The sequence below is a fragment of the Bifidobacterium erythrocebi genome (genome assembly GCF_012932675.1).
GTDB classification, from domain to species: domain Bacteria; phylum Actinomycetota; class Actinomycetes; order Actinomycetales; family Bifidobacteriaceae; genus Bifidobacterium; species Bifidobacterium erythrocebi.
On the sequence record NZ_JAAIIF010000008.1, the window covers coordinates 48,798 to 65,762 of the forward strand.

The 16,965-nt window shown below is 62.7% G+C and carries 14 protein-coding genes; 12 read left to right on the forward strand and 2 right to left on the reverse strand.

From position 1 onward, the window contains the following. The first annotated feature begins 95 nt into the window (after window positions 1–95). From G1C98_RS03770 to G1C98_RS03795, 6 genes are all read left to right on the forward strand, one after another. The gene (locus tag G1C98_RS03770; RefSeq protein ID WP_169079399.1) at window positions 96–851 is read left to right on the forward strand and encodes a nucleoside triphosphate pyrophosphohydrolase; all 756 of its coding nucleotides are present in this window, start codon (window positions 96–98) and stop codon (window positions 849–851) included. Then, the gene (locus G1C98_RS03775; protein WP_169079401.1) at window positions 844–2,271 is read left to right on the forward strand and encodes a C1 family peptidase; all 1,428 of its coding nucleotides are present in this window, start codon (window positions 844–846) and stop codon (window positions 2,269–2,271) included. Before G1C98_RS03770 ends, G1C98_RS03775 begins: the two co-directional genes overlap by 8 nt. A gap of 11 nt (window positions 2,272–2,282) precedes the next feature. Continuing rightward, a complete protein-coding gene (locus G1C98_RS03780; protein WP_205831881.1) occupies window positions 2,283–2,792 on the forward strand; it encodes a phosphohydrolase in 510 nt (169 codons plus the stop codon). A gap of 318 nt (window positions 2,793–3,110) precedes the next feature. Continuing rightward, the gene (locus tag G1C98_RS03785; protein WP_169079403.1) at window positions 3,111–4,781 is read left to right on the forward strand and encodes a peptide ABC transporter substrate-binding protein; all 1,671 of its coding nucleotides are present in this window, start codon (window positions 3,111–3,113) and stop codon (window positions 4,779–4,781) included. A 204-nt stretch (window positions 4,782–4,985) separates the two neighbouring features. Next, window positions 4,986–7,259 carry an alpha-galactosidase gene (locus tag G1C98_RS03790; protein WP_169079405.1) on the forward strand — a complete coding sequence of 758 codons (2,274 nt, stop codon included), beginning with the start codon at window positions 4,986–4,988 and terminating at the stop codon, window positions 7,257–7,259. A 266-nt stretch (window positions 7,260–7,525) separates the two neighbouring features. Beyond that, on the forward strand, window positions 7,526–8,839 hold the full coding sequence (locus G1C98_RS03795; RefSeq protein WP_417852291.1) for a chloride channel protein: 1,314 nt from the start codon (window positions 7,526–7,528) through the stop codon (window positions 8,837–8,839). Window positions 8,840–8,956: 117 nt separating this feature from the next. On the opposite strand, the gene G1C98_RS03800 is transcribed toward G1C98_RS03795, so the two are convergent. Then, entirely contained in the window at window positions 8,957–10,012 is a 1,056-nt protein-coding gene (locus tag G1C98_RS03800) for a hypothetical protein (RefSeq protein WP_169079409.1), read from the reverse strand. Between the two features lie 288 nt (window positions 10,013–10,300). Here G1C98_RS03800 and G1C98_RS03805 point away from each other — a divergent pair, with 288 nt between their 5' ends. Beyond that, window positions 10,301–10,705: a pyridoxamine 5'-phosphate oxidase family protein gene (locus G1C98_RS03805; RefSeq protein WP_169079411.1), complete on the forward strand. Its 405-nt coding sequence runs from the start codon at window positions 10,301–10,303 to the stop codon at window positions 10,703–10,705. A gap of 91 nt (window positions 10,706–10,796) precedes the next feature. On the opposite strand, the gene G1C98_RS03810 is transcribed toward G1C98_RS03805, so the two are convergent. Then, complete coding sequence (locus G1C98_RS03810) at window positions 10,797–11,999, reverse strand: THUMP-like domain-containing protein (RefSeq protein ID WP_169079413.1); 1,203 nt, start codon at window positions 11,997–11,999, stop codon at window positions 10,797–10,799. A gap of 82 nt (window positions 12,000–12,081) precedes the next feature. Between G1C98_RS03810 and G1C98_RS03815 the strand changes: the two genes are divergently transcribed. From G1C98_RS03815 to G1C98_RS03835, 5 genes are all read left to right on the forward strand, one after another. Continuing rightward, the gene (locus G1C98_RS03815; RefSeq protein WP_169079415.1) at window positions 12,082–13,275 is read left to right on the forward strand and encodes an Mbeg1-like protein; all 1,194 of its coding nucleotides are present in this window, start codon (window positions 12,082–12,084) and stop codon (window positions 13,273–13,275) included. 151 nt (window positions 13,276–13,426) lie between these two features. Further along, entirely contained in the window at window positions 13,427–14,377 is a 951-nt protein-coding gene (locus tag G1C98_RS03820; RefSeq protein WP_169079417.1) for a magnesium transporter CorA family protein, read from the forward strand. 28 nt (window positions 14,378–14,405) lie between these two features. Then, the gene (locus tag G1C98_RS03825) at window positions 14,406–15,284 is read left to right on the forward strand and encodes a transporter substrate-binding domain-containing protein (RefSeq protein ID WP_169079419.1); all 879 of its coding nucleotides are present in this window, start codon (window positions 14,406–14,408) and stop codon (window positions 15,282–15,284) included. Window positions 15,285–15,287: 3 nt separating this feature from the next. Further along, window positions 15,288–16,322 carry a tRNA (adenine-N1)-methyltransferase gene (locus tag G1C98_RS03830; protein ID WP_169079421.1) on the forward strand — a complete coding sequence of 345 codons (1,035 nt, stop codon included), beginning with the start codon at window positions 15,288–15,290 and terminating at the stop codon, window positions 16,320–16,322. A 74-nt stretch (window positions 16,323–16,396) separates the two neighbouring features. Continuing rightward, complete coding sequence (locus G1C98_RS03835) at window positions 16,397–16,954, forward strand: SixA phosphatase family protein (protein ID WP_169079423.1); 558 nt, start codon at window positions 16,397–16,399, stop codon at window positions 16,952–16,954. Window positions 16,955–16,965: the final 11 nt, after the last annotated feature.

The window sequence follows — 16,965 nt, forward strand, 5'->3', positions numbered from 1 at the left end:
CAACAGAACATCATAGGCGCATGCGCCGCCGCCCGCGGAACACGGAAAACAGGCACGGCGAAGGCGTCTGCACATGAGACAACAATACGGAAGATATGACCCAAGCAGCACATGACGATTACGAACTGCCGGAGGGCTACGAGCACTGCCCGAAGCTTGCGCCGGTCGAAGAGGCGCCATCCGCGCTCGACCGCGTCAAGGCCGTGGTACGCATCCTGAACGAGCCCGGCGGATGCCCCTGGGACGGCAAGCAGACGAACGAATCCCTGCTCAAACCCCTCCTGGAGGAAACCTACGAATACATCGACGCCGTGGAAACCGGCGACCGTGACAACATGCGCGAGGAACTCGGAGACACGCTCCTGCAATCCGTATTCCAGGCACAGGTCTGCTCACACGACCCGGCCGACCCCTTCGACATCGACGAAGTATGCAACCGGCTGGTAGACAAACTCATCACCCGCCACCCGCACGTATTCGCAAGCAGCGGCAACAACGCGGACGGCGAACAGGCCCCGCAAAGCGCCGAGGAAACACTCGCGCTCTGGGAACGGATGAAGCAGAAGGAAAAACACCGCACCTCCGTCCTCGAAGGCATCTCCCACGCGCAAGGTGCCCTGCCACGCGCCGCCAAAATCATCTCCCGCGTCGCAAAATCACCCGAACACGAACGCCTGGAACAAGCATTCGAACCGGACACGGCCCACAACCACCAATACGCGGACGCGATCATCGCCATCATCCGAGACGCGCACCGCAACGGCGTGGACATCGAAACCGACTTGCGATGCCGACTACGCGGCATCGAACAGACCATCGAAACCATAGAGAAGGACAACAACCATGACTGACACACGAGCACTGGACCCGCAACAACTCACCCAATACGCCAAGGACTTCAACGCCGACAGGGCGAACCTCGTCGCCGCCAACGCGGCCGTCGCCTCCGGAGTGCTGACCGCCGCGACCGACTACAAAGGCGCGCGCTCGCTGCCCAGGGATTTCTCCATCGAACTCAAGCAGGGCTCGATCACCAACCAGCGCCATTCCGGCCGCTGCTGGATGTTCGCCGCGCTCAACACCCTGCGCTACGAGGTGATGCACAAGTGGAACCTCGACGATTTCGAATTCTCCGAAACCTACCTGTTCTTCTGGGACGCGATGGAGAAGTCGAACACCTACCTGGAGAACGTGCTTGCCACGCTCGACGAGCCGACCGACAGCCGCATCTTCCAGGAGATCAACTACGGGCCGGCCGATGACGGCGGCTGGTGGCAGATGTTCGCCGCGCTGGTGAACAAGTACGGTCTGGTGCCGAAGTCCGCATACCCCGAATCCGCCAATTCCAAGGATTCCGACGCGTTCAAGCAGTACCTGAACTCCAAGCTGCGCGAATTCGCCGCCGATCTGCGCGCCCGTCACACCGCCGGGGCCACCCTGGACGAGCTGCGCGCGGCCAAGAACGACGACATGTCCACCGTGTACCGCATCTGCGCGATCTCGCTCGGCGAGCCGCCGGAGCGCTTCGACTTCCTGGCCCGAGTGAACGACGACAAGTCCGACAAGAAGGACGATGCCAAGGCGAAGGAGAACGCCGAGAACGGCAAGAGCGAGCCGAAGACCGGCAAGGACGAGCGCAAGCAGATCCGCGAGTTCGGCATCACCCCGATGGAGTTCTACACCAAGTACGTGCCGGTCGACGTGAACGACCTGGCCACCCTGTGCAACGTGCCGATGGCGAGCCGCCCCTACGGCAAGCGCTACCGCATCAAGTTCACCGCGAACGTGGCCGAGGCCGGCGACATGGAATTCGTGAACGTGCCGCTCGACGTGTTCAAGAAGGCCGCCGTCGACCAGATCAGCGCCGGTCACCCCATCTGGTTCGCCTGCGACTGCATGCAGTTCTCCCTGCGCGGGGCGGGCTACTTCGACTGCGACACCGTGCGCGTCGACCAGCTGTTCGGCACCGAGTTCACCTTCGACAAGGGGCAGGGCCTCGAATACGGCGACTGCCCGAGCAACCACGCCATGACGCTGACCGGCGTGAACCTGGGGGAGGACGGCAAGCCGAACCGTTGGAAGGTCGAGAACAGCTGGGGCAAGGACAATGGCGAGGACGGCTACTATGTCGCGTCCGACGCATGGTTCGACCGCTACGTGACCGAGATCATCATCCGCAAGGAATACCTTGACGACGCCACACGTGCGCTGCTCACCGCCGAGCCGGTTGAGCTTGAGCCGTGGGAGCCGCTGACCAAGCGCTCCCGCTGAACGGATCGGCGATGACGGAGACGGGTGTTGGCGTGCAGGACGCCGGATTGCCTGCGATGCTGGAACGGGCCGAACGCCTGGCCCGTCTCCGTCATGCCGGTCAGACGGATAAGGGTGGCGCGGAATATTGGCGGCACCCGGCGCGGGTGTCTGCAGGGTGCAGGTCGGGCGAGGCGAAGATCGCCGGATGGCTGCACGACCTGCTTGAAGACACCGGCACCACGGCCGACGAACTGCTGGAGCTCGGCTTTTCCGAAGCGGTGGTGCGTGCCGTCGAACTGGACACGAGGCGGGACGGCGAGGATTACATGGCGTATATCCGCGCCATCCTGGCCGCCTGCGATGCCGCCGATCCCGCCACCCGTCATGCCGGGCGCATCGCCCGCGAGGTCAAGATGAGCGACCTGCGGGACAATATGGATCTCACGCGCCTGACCGTGGTGCGCGAAGCCGACCGCAGACGCGAGGCGAAATACCGCAGGGCCTATGCGCTGCTCGCGGCATGGCCCGGGCGCGCGTAGCGCTGCTGTTCAAAAGTCCTCTCCGCTGTGCCTTTGCTGATCCTTCTTGAAGACTTCCCGCATATACGCGACGTCATGAGGAAAATCAATGTCTTCGTCAAAGTTTCGCGTATAGCGATATCCGCGTGTGCACAACAAAAACCGTTAATCTGTACACCAACTAACCGCGATTCCCGTTATCGGCGCTCGTTTCGTCACGGCGGTCGCAGCCGATGAGAGTCGATGAGAGTCGGGCGGCAGCATATACATCCACCATCCGGCTATGCCCGGAACCCGGGACGCCGGGAACACAGCGAAAGGCAATTACGCATGGTTCACATGCCCCAAGTCGATACCGCATCCAAAACCGCCGGAAGTCGCGTGCGCCGCGCCGCGACGGCACTTGTGGCGGTGTGCTGCACGCTGACGATGATGGCCGGGTGCGGAACCTCCGGCAACGCCGCGGACTCTTCCGACTCGCGCAGCTCGATCATCACCGTGAACAGCACCGAGCCGACCAAGGGGCTGATCCCCAGCAACACTAACGACATGGCAGGCTGGCGCATCGCCTCGCTGATCTACGACGGACTGGTCACCTTCAGCACCTCCGGCGAGCTGCAGTACGTCGAAGCGAAGAGCATCACCGCCAATAAGGACGCCACCGAGTACACCATCACGCTCAAGCCGAATCTGAAGTTCAGCGACGGCGAGAAAATCACCGCCTCCACCTACGCCAAGTCGTGGTCGTTCGCCGCGAACGCCGCCAACGGCCAGGTCGGCGCGTCCACGCTCGCCACCATCAAGGGGTACGACGAGCTGCAGAACGCCAACGGCGACAAGAACGCCCAGCTGTCCGGCCTGCACGTCGTCAACAGCAGCACGCTGAAGGTCGAACTCAACCAGCCGGATTCGTCGTTCCCGTACAAGGTGGGCGACATCGCGTTCCTGCCGATCAGCTCCAAGGCGATCAAGGACCCGGAGACCTACGGCAAGAAGCCCGTCGGCAACGGCCCGTACAAGCTGAAGTCCTGGACGGTGAACGAAGACCTCGAACTGGTGAAGGACCCCTCATACACCGGTCCGCGCAAGCCGAAGAACAACGGCATCGACTTCCGCGTGTACCAAAGCCTCAACGCCGCCTACTCCGACCTGCTCGCCGGCAACCTGGACGTGCTCGACAGCATCCCCACGGTGGCGCTGAGCAGCTACCGCAAGGAAAGCCGGATCAAGGCGGTGAACAAGCAGGGCCCGTCGTTCGTGTCGTTCACCATCCCGCAGAGCCTCAAGCATTTCCAAGGCGAGGAGGGCCGCCTGCGCCGCGCGGCCATCAGCCGCGCCATCGACCGCAAGTCCATCTCCAAGGCCATATTCCGCAACACCGTCACGCCGGCCACCGATTTCCTGGCCCCGGTGATCAAGGGGCACAGCACCAAGCTCGACACCGACGGCGTGCTCTCCTACGATGCGGCCAAGGCCCGCGAACTGTGGAAGCAGGCCGACGCCATCTCCCCGTGGAGCGGCGAGTTCCGCATCGCCTACGGTGCCGACTCGACCGACAAGGAATGGGTCGATGCCACGGTGAACTCCATCAAGAACGTGCTGGGCATCGACGCGAAGTCGTACCCGTTCTCCACGTCAAAGGAGCTGAGCAGCGCCATCAACGAGCGCAGTGTGGGAGCGGCGTTCAAGTCGGGCTTGCAATCCGACTACCCACACCCGGAAGGCTACCTGGTGCAGGGCTATGACTCCTCGCAGGCCGACGGCAAGGGGCTGAACAACGGCGATTACAAGAGCGCCGAGTTCGACGCCCTGATCGACAAGGCTTCCGCGCAGCCCGACCTCGACAAGGCCGTGTCCACGTATCAGGAAGCGCAGAAGGTGCTGCTCAAGGACCTGCCCGTGATCCCGCTGTGGTACAAGAACGTCACCGCCGCCTCCGGAAAGCACGTGAACGCGGACTTCAACTACATGGGCGTTCCCGACTACGTGACCATCACCAAGTCCCGGTAGTCCTTGGGCAATTGACGGCCGGTTCCATGTCGGATTCATAGGGCGTATCGTCTCCCACCTGAAGAAAGGTAGGTAACGATGCGCCCTATGCGTATCTAGGACGTATTGGTAAAAAAGAGTAAAACGTTTAGAAAAAACGGAGGCATGTTTACCATATGATTAGCGGGCATCGCAGTGGATGCCGCATCATTCAAAGGAGAAGACATGCAAGCCATGCAGACCGATCGCGGGGCTGCGATCCTCGTAAACGAGCAGAACCGGCAATTCCATCTGACCAACGGGCGTATCAGCTACATCATCAAGGCGGACGAACAGGGGACGTTGCTCAGCCTGTATTTCGGCAAGGCCGTGCCCGACCGTGAGGACTTCGGTTACCTGGTGGAACTCGCCCACAGACCCACATCGACATGCCGTATCGATGGCGATCTGCATTACTCACTCGAGCATCTGCGTCAGGAATACCCCGAATACGGCACCGGCGACTACCGCACGCCGGCCATCGCCGTCCGTCAGCCCAACGGATCCGACATGGTGGACCTGACCTATGCCGGCTATCGTGTGCGTGCGGGCAAGCCGAAGCTCGAAGGATTGCCGGCCACCTACGTGGAGAGCGAAGATGATGCTGCGACATTGAGCATCGACCTTGTCGACAAGCTTATCGGTCTGACCGTCACCCTGAACTACACGGTGTTCGCCGACAAACCGGCAGTGGCGCGCAGCGTCGTCATCGGCAACAAGGGCCCCGGAGCGTTGAGCGTGGAACGAGCCATGAGCCTGAGCCTAGACCTGCCCGACAGCGACTATGACATGACCGAATTCACCGGGGCTTGGTCCAGGGAACGCCACCCGCACACCCAGCATCTGCACCACGGTACCCAACAGATCGAATCGCTGCGCAACGCCAGCGGGCACTTCGCCAATCCGGTCGCGGCCTTCGCCAGGCCCGGAACCACCGAGGAGCGCGGCGAGGTCATCGGACTGGCATTCGAATACTCCGGCAACTTCGACCTGCACGCCGAAGTGGACACCTATGACGTCACGCGATTGCAGGTCGGCATCAACGAACGTGGCTTTGCGTGGCATCTTGATCCTGGGGAGACCTTCCAGACGCCCGAGGCGCTGATCGCCTATTCCGACGAGGGCTACGACGGTATGAGCCGCACCTTCCACCGTCTGGTGCTGGACAATATTGTGCGCGGGCCATGGAAGCGGCGCGAACGTCCGATCCTGATCAACAACTGGGAGGCGACGTATTTCGACTTCGACGAGGACAAGCTCGTCGACATCGCACGTACGGCCAAGCAGGCCGGCGTGGAACTGTTCGTGCTCGACGATGGTTGGTTCGGCGCGCGCAACGGCGACACCGCCGGCCTGGGAGATTGGACGCCGAACCTGAGCAAGTTGCCGCATGGGTTGGCCGGATTGTCGAAGAGAATCAACGATCTCGGCCTGAAATTCGGTCTATGGTTCGAACCGGAGATGGTGAACAAGGATTCCGACCTGTACCGTGCGCACCCGGATTGGGCGGTCCACACCCCAGGGCGCCGCATGGATCACGGGCGCAACGAATACCTGCTGAACTTCGCGAACAAGGAAGTGGTCGACAACATCTACGGGCAGATGAGCCGTCTGCTCGACGAGGCGAACATCGCCTACATCAAATGGGATATGAATCGGTTCGTTTCCGAAGGCTACGATGTGACACGCAGCGCCGAACGCCAAGGCGAGGCCTATCATCGCTACATCCTGGGCGTCTACGATCTGCTCGAGCGCCTGTTGCGGCGCTTCCCGGACCTCATCATCGAGGGATGCGCTTCGGGAGGCGGCCGTTTCGACATGGGCATGCTGTACTACACGCCGCAGATCTGGTGCTCGGACGATACGGATGCCATCGAACGTCTGAAGATCCAATACGGCACCAGCTACTTCTACCCGTTGTCCGCCATGGGAGCGCACGTATCCGTTGTGCCCAATCATCAGACGAATCGCATCACGCCGATCGAGACGCGGGCGAATGTGGCCATGTTCGGCACATTCGGCTACGAACTCGACCTGAACACTCTCAGCGAAGAGGAATTCGGCAAGGTGCGCAGTCAGGTCGAATTCTTCAAGCACTACCGTGAAATCATCCATACAGGCGACTTCCACCGCCTCATCTCACCGGACGGCAACGAACAGGCCGCATGGATGGTGGTTTCCCGTGACCGCAGAACCGCTATCGTGGCGGACTATCGCATCCTGCTCACCCCGAACAGCAGGTATACGAGACTGCGTCTGCGCGGCCTCGACGGCAACACGGAATACCGTGTTTCGTGCAGCGGGGCATCTTCCATCGACGGCGGAACGTTCACCGGGGCCGAGCTGATGCATATCGGCATGGTCACTTCCGACGGTTCATGCGGCGAAATGAGCGATGACGAACCGCTCGGTAAAGCCAGCGACTTCTCGTCCAGACTGTTCGTGCTCACCGCCGAATAATTCCAGCCGTCGTGCCGTCAGCGTTTGCTCGCCCCTACCCGGTTCCGCCGTTGTGTGGAGCAGGGTAGGGGCTTCGCATATTCCGGCGGTTCCTGCGACGGGTTCTACTGGGTTCGCTGCAAGCGGATGGGCTGAGCGGCGAATGCACGGCGCGCGTCCCCGCGCAGTGGAACGATGGGAACCCGGTACAAGCCGGCATCCGTGCGCGAATGAAAGTAAAAGAGAGAGCACGGTGGAGAACGACAGTGGGAGAGGGAATGGCAAGTATGCGGACAGAGCCGAACGGCGATGGCACTGCGGAGGCAGGCGAACGGCAGGAACCACGATTCGGCAGGCTGCCGTCGCTGATCGTGGCGGTGGCGGTGATCGGTGTGCTGATCGGCGTGGCCGCAGGGCTGCTCACGATGATGTTGTATGGTGTCGAACACCTGTTCCTCGGATACGTCGAAAGCGGTGACATGCCTGGGCCATTCGGCGTTCCCGCATGGCGTCGCGCGCTCTCTGTGTTCGTGGGGCTTACGATCGCCGCCGTCGCCTGGTGGTTGCTGCGCACCCGCACGGCACGGGTGCCGTCCGTGAAGAAGGCCGTGAACGGCGATCGCATGCCGGCATGGCAGACGGTCGTGCACGTGCTGCTGCAGATTTTCATCGTCGGCACCGGCGCCTCGATCGGTCGTGAGGTCGCGCCTCGCGAACTGGGCGCACTGTTCGGTCAGCGTTTCGCGCGGTGGATCCGTCTCGGCCCGCGCGATACGCGCATGCTCGTGGCCATCACCGCCGCCGCCGGTCTCGCCGGCGTATACAACGCGCCATTGGCCGGTACGTTTTTCGCCACGGAGATCCTGCTTGCCGACATCAGCGCGGAGACCGTCTCGCTTGCCTTCGGCTGCTCGGCGTTGGCGTCGTGGACGGCGTCCCTGGTCAAAGGCACGCACGTGTTCTATGCCATCGGGCAGGTGGATGGCCTGTTCACCTCCGACCTGATCGGATTCGCCATCGTGGCCGGACTCGTGTGCGGTCTGTTCGGCGCGCTCTTCCGCAGGGGGTCGTCGTGGGCCGAAAGCCACCAATCCTCGGGTACGGCGATTCTGTGGACGCTGCCGTTGGCCGGTCTGCTGACGGGCGTGGTGGCGCTCTGGGTGCCGCAGGTCATGGGCAATGGCCGTGCCACGGCCCAGATGGGGTTCTCCAGTGCGATTGAATGGTCGGTCGTTCCGGTGCTGGCGCTGTCGTTCGTGGCCAAGGCCGTGGTGACGTTGCTCACCATCAGGGCCGGCGCATCGGGCGGCGTGCTGCAGCCGGGCATCGCGCTGGGCGCCTCGATGGGAGCGCTGCTCGGCGTGGTCTGGATGATGATGTTCCACTCCAATTCGATCGGCGTGTACGCGCTGGTCGGCGCATGCGCGTTGCTTGCGGCCTCGCAGAAGGCGCCGCTGATGGCCATGTGCCTGGTGATGGAGCTGGCCGATGCGCCGTTGAACCTGTTCGTTCCCGTGGGGTGCGCCGTCGCCGTTGCCGGGCTGGTGAGCTGTGTGCTGTCGCCCAGGCTTTCGGCATGGCATCCGCTGGAACGCCGCTGAAGCCGGAGGACTACCGCGGATTCAGGCGTGGCCCGGCGATTCCAGAAATAGGGCGATATACGTTCGGCCTCCATACTCGGGTGAGTATGGGGGCCGAACGCGTTCATCTCATTGGAATCAGTTGGAACCGGTGGACGATGAGGAATCGCCGGTACCGCTGCTCGTGCTTCCGGTGCTGCCGGAATCCGTGCCGGAGGTCGACCCGGAGTTGCCGCTGGTGCCGGAGTTCGTGGAGCTGGAAGATCCGGCGGATCCGCTGGTGCCGGAGCTGGAGGACCCGGAGCTGGAGGATCCGGAATTGCCGGAGTTCGTGGAGCTGCCGGAGCTGCTGGAATTGCCGGAGCTGCTTGACCCGGAGTTGCCGCTGGTGCCGGAGGTGGAACCCTTGTTGGAATTCGTCGACCCGGAGGTGGAATCCGTGCCGGTGCCGTTCTGCCCATTGGAGTTCGAATAGCCGTACTGCGTGTCGTCGCCGTAGCCGTTGTGTTGCCTATGGGTGCCGTACTCGTTCGGGTCCGAACCGTCGGTTTCCTGATCGTCCTGATCGGTGCCGCTGTCCGGCTTTTCGACGACGGAGGATTTGCCGGTCATGTCGCGAACCACGGTATCGGTGCCCTTGCCCTGCGTGAACAGCAGCACCACGCCGGCGGTGATCGCCACGCCGACCAGGCCGCTGATCAACGACACCACGATGGCCATGCGCTTGACGTTGTGATGGCGGACCTGGGCGAAAGTCTGCACCTTGCCGTCCTCGCCGGAGGCGGAGGGGAGCGTTCCGCTCGATACGACGGTGCGGGGCTGCTCCACCGAGGCCATGTCGGCCGTGTCCTGAGTTTGCGGGGACTGCCCGTCCGATTCGTCTCCGGCCTGTGCCGCGCCTTCGGATACGGCGGCACTCGTCTGTTCCGCCTTGTCAGGCGAGTCGGCTGAATCCGTGGCGTCCGTCTTATCCGATGAACCGCTCAGCGGGTTCGCCTCCTGCAGCTTTTCGCCGGAAGCCTTCAATACGTTCTGGTAGACCTTGCCGGCCACCGTGGAGATGATGTAGCTGGCCGCGGCACCGATGGTGGAACCGGCGATGCCGATCTTGCCGGCCAGAAAGAACGAGGTGATCGCGGCGAGTGAGCCCGCGATGATCTGCGATATGGATATGCCTTCGAAAAACTTCTTCACGGTACCCGACCATAGCCAGCGGTACTGGAACGACACTGAGACAAAGGTGAAAAGTTTGCAATCTTTGCAAACCTGCATGGGCTTTCACATGACGGCGGAGACGGGACCCTTTTCGGGCATGGCAGGGGAGCGCTCCGAGGCCCGTTCCCAAGGCCGAATTCCCACGGTGGCAGGCATCCTGTGGGTGGCTTCCTGCAACGTGAATATTGTCACACCGCCATGCCGTGCGGCGAATCCCCAGGAACGATAGGCTTGGCGTAGATGCAGTTCAACGACGAAAGGAACATCATGGCAACCATCACCCCCGAAATGAAGGAATTCATCGAGCACAACCTTGGCTGGGTCGCCACCGTCTCGCCGCAAGGGCAGGTGGATCTCGGTCCGAAGATGTCCACGTTCGTGATCGACGACAACCATATCGGCTACCACGAGCGCACGGCCGGCCAGATCATGAGCGATCTGCGCAACGGGTCGCCGCTGGTCATCGCCTACGCGAATCTGGAGGAACGCAAGGGATACCGCTTCCGCGGCACCGTCACCCTGCACGATGACGACGCTCTGTACGAGGAGCAGGTCCGTGTGGCCGAGGCCAGGGGCACGAAGAAGCCCGCCGTCATCCCGGTGCTTGAAGTCACCGAGATCCAGGATCTGACGCCCGGTGCCACGGCGGGCAAGACCATCAGTAAGGATTGAGCGCCGCCGAACGTCTAGGCATGGATTCCGGCCGGTCCGCTTGAGATGGCGATCCCACGAGGATCGATTCGGAGCGGAACGGCCGGAATCGTCATGATTGCTTGTGGGTGCGGAACAACAGATGCTCTCCGGATGGTGATGTGGTGGCGAACAGATACGTATCCCCGCCGTCCTTCAGCTTGAGCTTGCGGCGCAATGCGGCGACGGGCATCGGGAAGTTGCGCACTGCGATGTTCGCCTTGGCCACGCCTTCGAGCGCACTGCGCAGCTCGCGCTTGTTCATCGTGCATACCGCGTCGATGGCGAACGAACGCCCCGGGAAGTCGGCCACGGGCTCGACGCTGGTGAACAGGTGGCTGTTCGGCGCGATCTGGCGCACGCCGAACCGTCGCTCGATCAGGGCGAAGCAGCCGGCCTTCATGATCGACGCGTTCGGCTCGTACAGGAACCGCGCCTCGGCAAGGGCAGGAGCATTCTCGGCGGGCGCGCAAGTGTCTGCCGAATCAATGGCATAGTCGATGACACTGCCGTCGTCCACACAGACCATGCGCGGCGACGTGCGGCGTTCCCTGCCGATGACCAGCAGCAGCTCCTTGCATTCGTCACCGGCCGAGACGATATGGATCTCGTGGACCAGCCCGTCGAAATCCTCCAAGGTCTTGTGCCAATCCAGCATGGGGGAGAGCTTGACCATGACATGCGGCGCCTTCTCCAGCAGCGTATCGATGAGCTCCAGCACGTTGGGCGTGCAATCGGCGATGGCATAGGTACGCGCGCCGTGCGCGTCGCGTCTCGCCGGATCGAGAAAGACCAGCGTCGCCGGATCCATGGCACCGGCGAAACGTTCGGCCTCATCGTTCACAACGGCGACGTTCCGCAATCCCAGCGCGGCCATATTATGCTCGGCCAGCTCGCATAGATGCGGTTGCCGCTCCACATACGTCGCATGGGCGAACACGCGCGCCATATACGAGCAATCAACCCCGAACCCACCGGTCAGATCGACCAGCGAACCGTTCGCCGCAGCGTCATCGCCGGTCACCCGCCGCGCGACCTCGGCCTTGTACCGTGCCGTCGCCTGCGACGAACACTGCTCCATCGACAGATGCGGCGGATAGATCACGCCATCGCACGCCGCCCAGTCCGGAAGCTTCACGCGGGCGGTCTGCCAACCGGCGATCTGGTCGAGCGCCACGGGCATATCGACCGGGCCGCCGCGCTTCGCATGCAACGCCAGATCTCGAACATTCTCCATACGGTGCGCCGCAACGAACGCACGGGTCTCTTCATTCATCACCCCATCATTGTAAAGTCGCACGGCCCGGGCACGGCGGGGCGCGGGCGGCGGAGAGGCGCGAAGGATATACAGTGTGGGTATGGGAAACATGGTTGACTACGTCCGCACGGAATTCCGAACCTTCGATCGGAAACGGTTCAGCGCCGTGGACTCGCTGGTGCTTTCCGAACTGGCATACATCAGAATGCCGGCAACGGTGCCCGCATTCGGCTCCGCACGAAGCGTTGCCACCGTGCCGATATGGCGGCTGCTGCAGGCCGAACACTACGGATCCATGTTCTGCACGGGTTCCGAATACGACGCCGGACGCCACGACCTGCTGGTCGCCATGGCCGAAAGTCCACGATTCCGCGGATTGCGCGTCGGCGAATACGCGCAGCGTAGCGACGAACGCACCGAAACACAGTTCGCCGCCGTCACCTTTGACCTGACGGACTGCGCCGGCATGCGTGGAGACGGGCAGCCGGCCCCCACGCTCTATGTGGCCTTCCGCGGAACCGACAACTCCCTCGTCGGCTGGAAGGAGGACTTCAACATGAGCGTGCGATGCCCCGTCCCCTCGCAGACCCAGGCGGTGGAATACTACCGGTCCATAGACGAACGCGCATCAAGCCCCTACGCCGCGCACCCCGCGCGCATCGCACTCGGAGGGCACTCCAAAGGCGGCAACCTCGCCGTATACACAGCCATGCAGACCCAATCGCCGCACATCGCGCGCATATTCTCCCACGACGGCCCCGGATTCATGCGCGAGGTCACGCAAAGCGCCGCCTTCAAGGCGATCGAGCCGCACGTGGAGAAAACCGTTCCGGAAGCCTCCGTCATCGGCATGCTCATGAGCACCGTCAGCCGATACGACATCGTGGAAACCAACGTGTCCGGCATCATGCAGCACATGGGACTGAACTGGCGCATCGACAACGGCGAATTCGTCACCAAACCGGAACTCAGCCCCGTCTCACGGCTCCTCGACCGCACCCTGGACGCATGGATGGAACAATTCACCAACGAGGAACGCGCACGCGCGGTCGACCAGTGCTACGACATCATCGCCTCCGCAGGCTACACGTCATTCGCCGAAATCGCCGACCACATGGGCGAAGCCCTGCCCGCCATCGCAGAAGCGGCAAGAAAAACCGACGAGGCGACACGAAGCCTGATCGTCAACATCATCAAGGCACTGCCGGCCACCGCGGCGAAATCGCTGTTCGAGGAATGGTCCGACGAAACCGGCTCACGCACGCGCACACGGCGCGACGAACAGCGACAATGAACGGAGCATGGCGAGGAAGTGAACAACTCCCAAGCCACCCCGCCCAAAGTCGTGCCCATAGGGCTAGACTTGGCTCGGTTCAATGAAAGACGACCGGCGTGGAAGGGAACCACGCGCGGCGCGGAGGATGCTGGAAGGCAGGTGAGAGACGATGTTGAGGATGTTCAGCACCATTAACGGCCAAGTGGAGCGTTTACAGAAACCGGAAAGCGGCTCATGGCTATGCCTGAGCGAACCCACGGACGCCGAACTCGCCTCCGTCGCCTCCGAAACCGGCATCGATCTGGCCGACCTGCGCGCCCCGCTGGATGACGAAGAACGCTCCCGCGTGGACGTCGAAGACGACTACACGATGATCATCGTCGACATCCCCACCGTCGAGGAACGCGGCGGACGCGACTGGTACGAGACCATCCCGTTGTCGATCATCGTCACCGAAACGCTCATCGTCACCGTCTGCATGCAGGACACCCCGGTACTGCACCCCTTCATGGAAGGGACGATACGCGGGTTCAATACCTTCATGCGCTCGCGCTTCATCCTGCAGATCCTGTACCGCAACGCCACCATGTACCTGCGGTATCTGCGCATCATCGACCGCGAAAGCGACAAGCTCGAACTCAAACTCCGCCATTCGATGCACAACCGCGAGATCATGATGCTCATGGAGCTGAGCAAGACCTTGGTGTACTTCACCACATCGCTCAAATCGAACGAAATCGTGATGGAGAAGCTCACCACCCTGCAGCGCATCAAGCAGTACCAGGACGACGAGGACCTGCTCGACGACGTGATCACGGAGAACAAGCAGGCAATCGAGATGGCCAACATCTACAGCGGCGTTCTTGCGAACATGACCGATGCCTTCGCGTCGATCGTGTCGAACAACATGAACAACGTGATGCGCATCTTCACCATCATCTCGATTACGCTGTCCGTGCCGACGCTCATCTTCTCCATGTACGGCATGAACTTCCAGGAGGGGATGCTCGGCATGCCGTTCACCGACAAGCCATGGGGTTTCGCGCTGGTCGTCGTGCTGTCCGTCGTGCTATCCGCGCTGGTCACATGGTTCCTGACCCGTTCGCGTAATTTCAGATAGTCGGATAACCAGATAGGAACATGCCTTCGTGAAGATCATCGATGCAGTGAAGCGCCGCCAGGGCCGGGCGTTCGTCCGCCGGGCGGTCTCGGCCTGCACGGCCTTGGCCCTGGGGCTGCCATGCATGGCCGCCTGTGGTGCCGGGCAGGCGGATTCCTCGGTCATTCAGCCGAACGGGCCGATGCTCACCATCGGTGTGGCTTCCGACGAGAAGGGCCTGGGATTCTGGCACGAGGGGTCCTATGAGGGGCTTGAGGTGAACGTCGCCCGATATGTGGCGGGCAAGCTCGGGTATGCGAGCAAGCAGATCGTGTTCCGGCAGGTCTCGTCGGCGAACCGCTTGCAGCGTCTTGCCGACGGCGAGGTGGATATGGTCGTGGCCGGCGTTCCCATGCCCGAAGATGCGGCGTATTCGGCGGGCAAGCCGATCGTCGCATCGGATGATTCCGCGCAGTTCGCGGGCCCGTACCTGACGACCGCGCAGAGCGTGCTGGTGCGTGGCCGGGACGCCGCGGCAGCGACGGATACCGCGGCCTTGCAAGGCTGGAACGTGTGCGCGGTGACCGGCAGCAACGCAGGCGAACATCTGTTAGCCAAACAGCCGAAGGCGCATATCGAGCGCCGTGGCTCCTACTCGCAGTGCGTCACCGATCTGATGACCGGCACGGTCAGGGCCGTGGCTGGCGATGCCGCGATCCTCGCCGGCCTGGCACGTGCGCAGGCCCGCGATGTGGCGGTGCCGGCCGATGGCGTCGCATACGGAACCGTACGCTACGGCATAGCGGTGCCGAAGGCGTCGAAGACGCTGGCCAGAAACGTGGCGGACGCCCTGTCGGATATGAGGTCGGACGGGACGTGGAAGACATACGTGGCGCGATTGGGCGCCGAAACCGGCTGGAAGGAGTGAAGGATGAGACGAGGGGCTTTGCAGGCGGGGGAGAAGGTGCAGTTCTCCGACCGCAAAGGCAAGAAGATCACCGAGCAGCTGACGCCCGGCGGCGTCACCCAGACCGAGCATGGTCTGATCCTGCATGACGATGTGATCGGCCGTACCGAAGGCGTGGTCGTCACCACGGTCACCGCCAAGCGCGAACAGACCGATGCGGCGAAGCCATGGAAGGCCGCCCGTGCCATCGGAGGTTGGCAGTATGCGGTCATGCGTCCGAGGCTGGCCGACTACGTGCTGTCCATGCCGCGCGGCGCGCAGATCATGTATCCGAAGGACATCGCGCAGGTCATCCAGCTCGGTGACATCCGCAAGGGCCACCGCGTGCTGGAATCGGGTGCCGGGTCCGGCGCGATGAGCGTGAACCTGCTGGATGCCGTCGGCGAAGACGGTTCCCTGACCACCATCGAGCTGCGCGCCGACTTCGCGCGCGTGGCCGAGGCGAACGCCACGCTCTACTACGGGCGGCGACCCCAATGGTGGGATCTCAAGGTGGGCGACTTCGACACCGTGGCGGCCGGTCTGGAGGAGCATTCGTACGACCGCATCATGCTGGACATGCTCGACCCGTGGAATCGACTGGAACAGGCCTATCGCGTCATTGCCCCCGGCGGCGTGCTCGTATGCTACGTCACCACCACCACGCAGATGAGCAGGCTTGCCGAGGCGCTGCGCGATTCCGGCGTGTGGACCGAACCCGACATCCAGGAGACGCTGGAACGCAGCTGGAAGGCGCAGGGGCTGGCCGTCCGTCCGGACCATCAGATGATCGGCCACACCGGTTTCCTGATCGTCTCGCGCGCCATGGCCGAAGGATTCCAGGCGCTCAAGAAGAGGGACCGCGCCACCAAGGACACGGTCACCGATATCGACGACCTGACCCCCGAGGAGCGCGAGGCGCAGCTGGAGGATCTGCAGCTGCGCGACATCTCCGACCGCAAGCTGCGCAAGGTGCTGCGCGACCTTGACCGCCAGTTGGGCGAGATCGACGGCGAATAGCCGATAAGATGATGGTGATGGCCGGGCGTTGAACGTGCCCGGCCCGCAACAATGACGTTCGATAGAGGTGCACGATGTCCAGCCGAATGAGCAAGACCGCGAAGAAGGCCAAGCAGTACGACCATGTTCTGATCCTGATGCGCCACGCCAAGGCCGAGGCCATGGGCGAGCACGGCGATTACGATCGTCCGCTGGCGCCGAAGGGACTGAAGCAGGCCAAGAAGGTCGCCAAAGGGCTGCGCGACATGAAGCTTGTGCCCGAGACCATCGGCTGCTCGACGGCGTTGCGTGCGCAGCAGACCTGTGGCAGGCTGCTCAAGGTGTTCGGCGACAAGACGCAGGTCGACTACCACCAGAGCCTGTATGACGGCGGCATGCAGGCCATATTCGACGAGCTGGCCCATGCCAAGGGCAAGACCCATGTGATGATGGTGCTCGGGCACGAGCCGACGATATCGATCTGCGGGCGGTGGCTTGCCTCGGAGGATTCCAAGGCGGATCGGGTCGATCTGCTCAATCTCGGCGTACAGACCGCCGGTTTGGTGATACTGGGTTCCGACAAGCCGTTCGCCCAGTGGCAGCTGCATGACGGCGACCTGCTGGCGGTCATGTCGCCTGTTGATTTCGAATGATTTCATGTGAT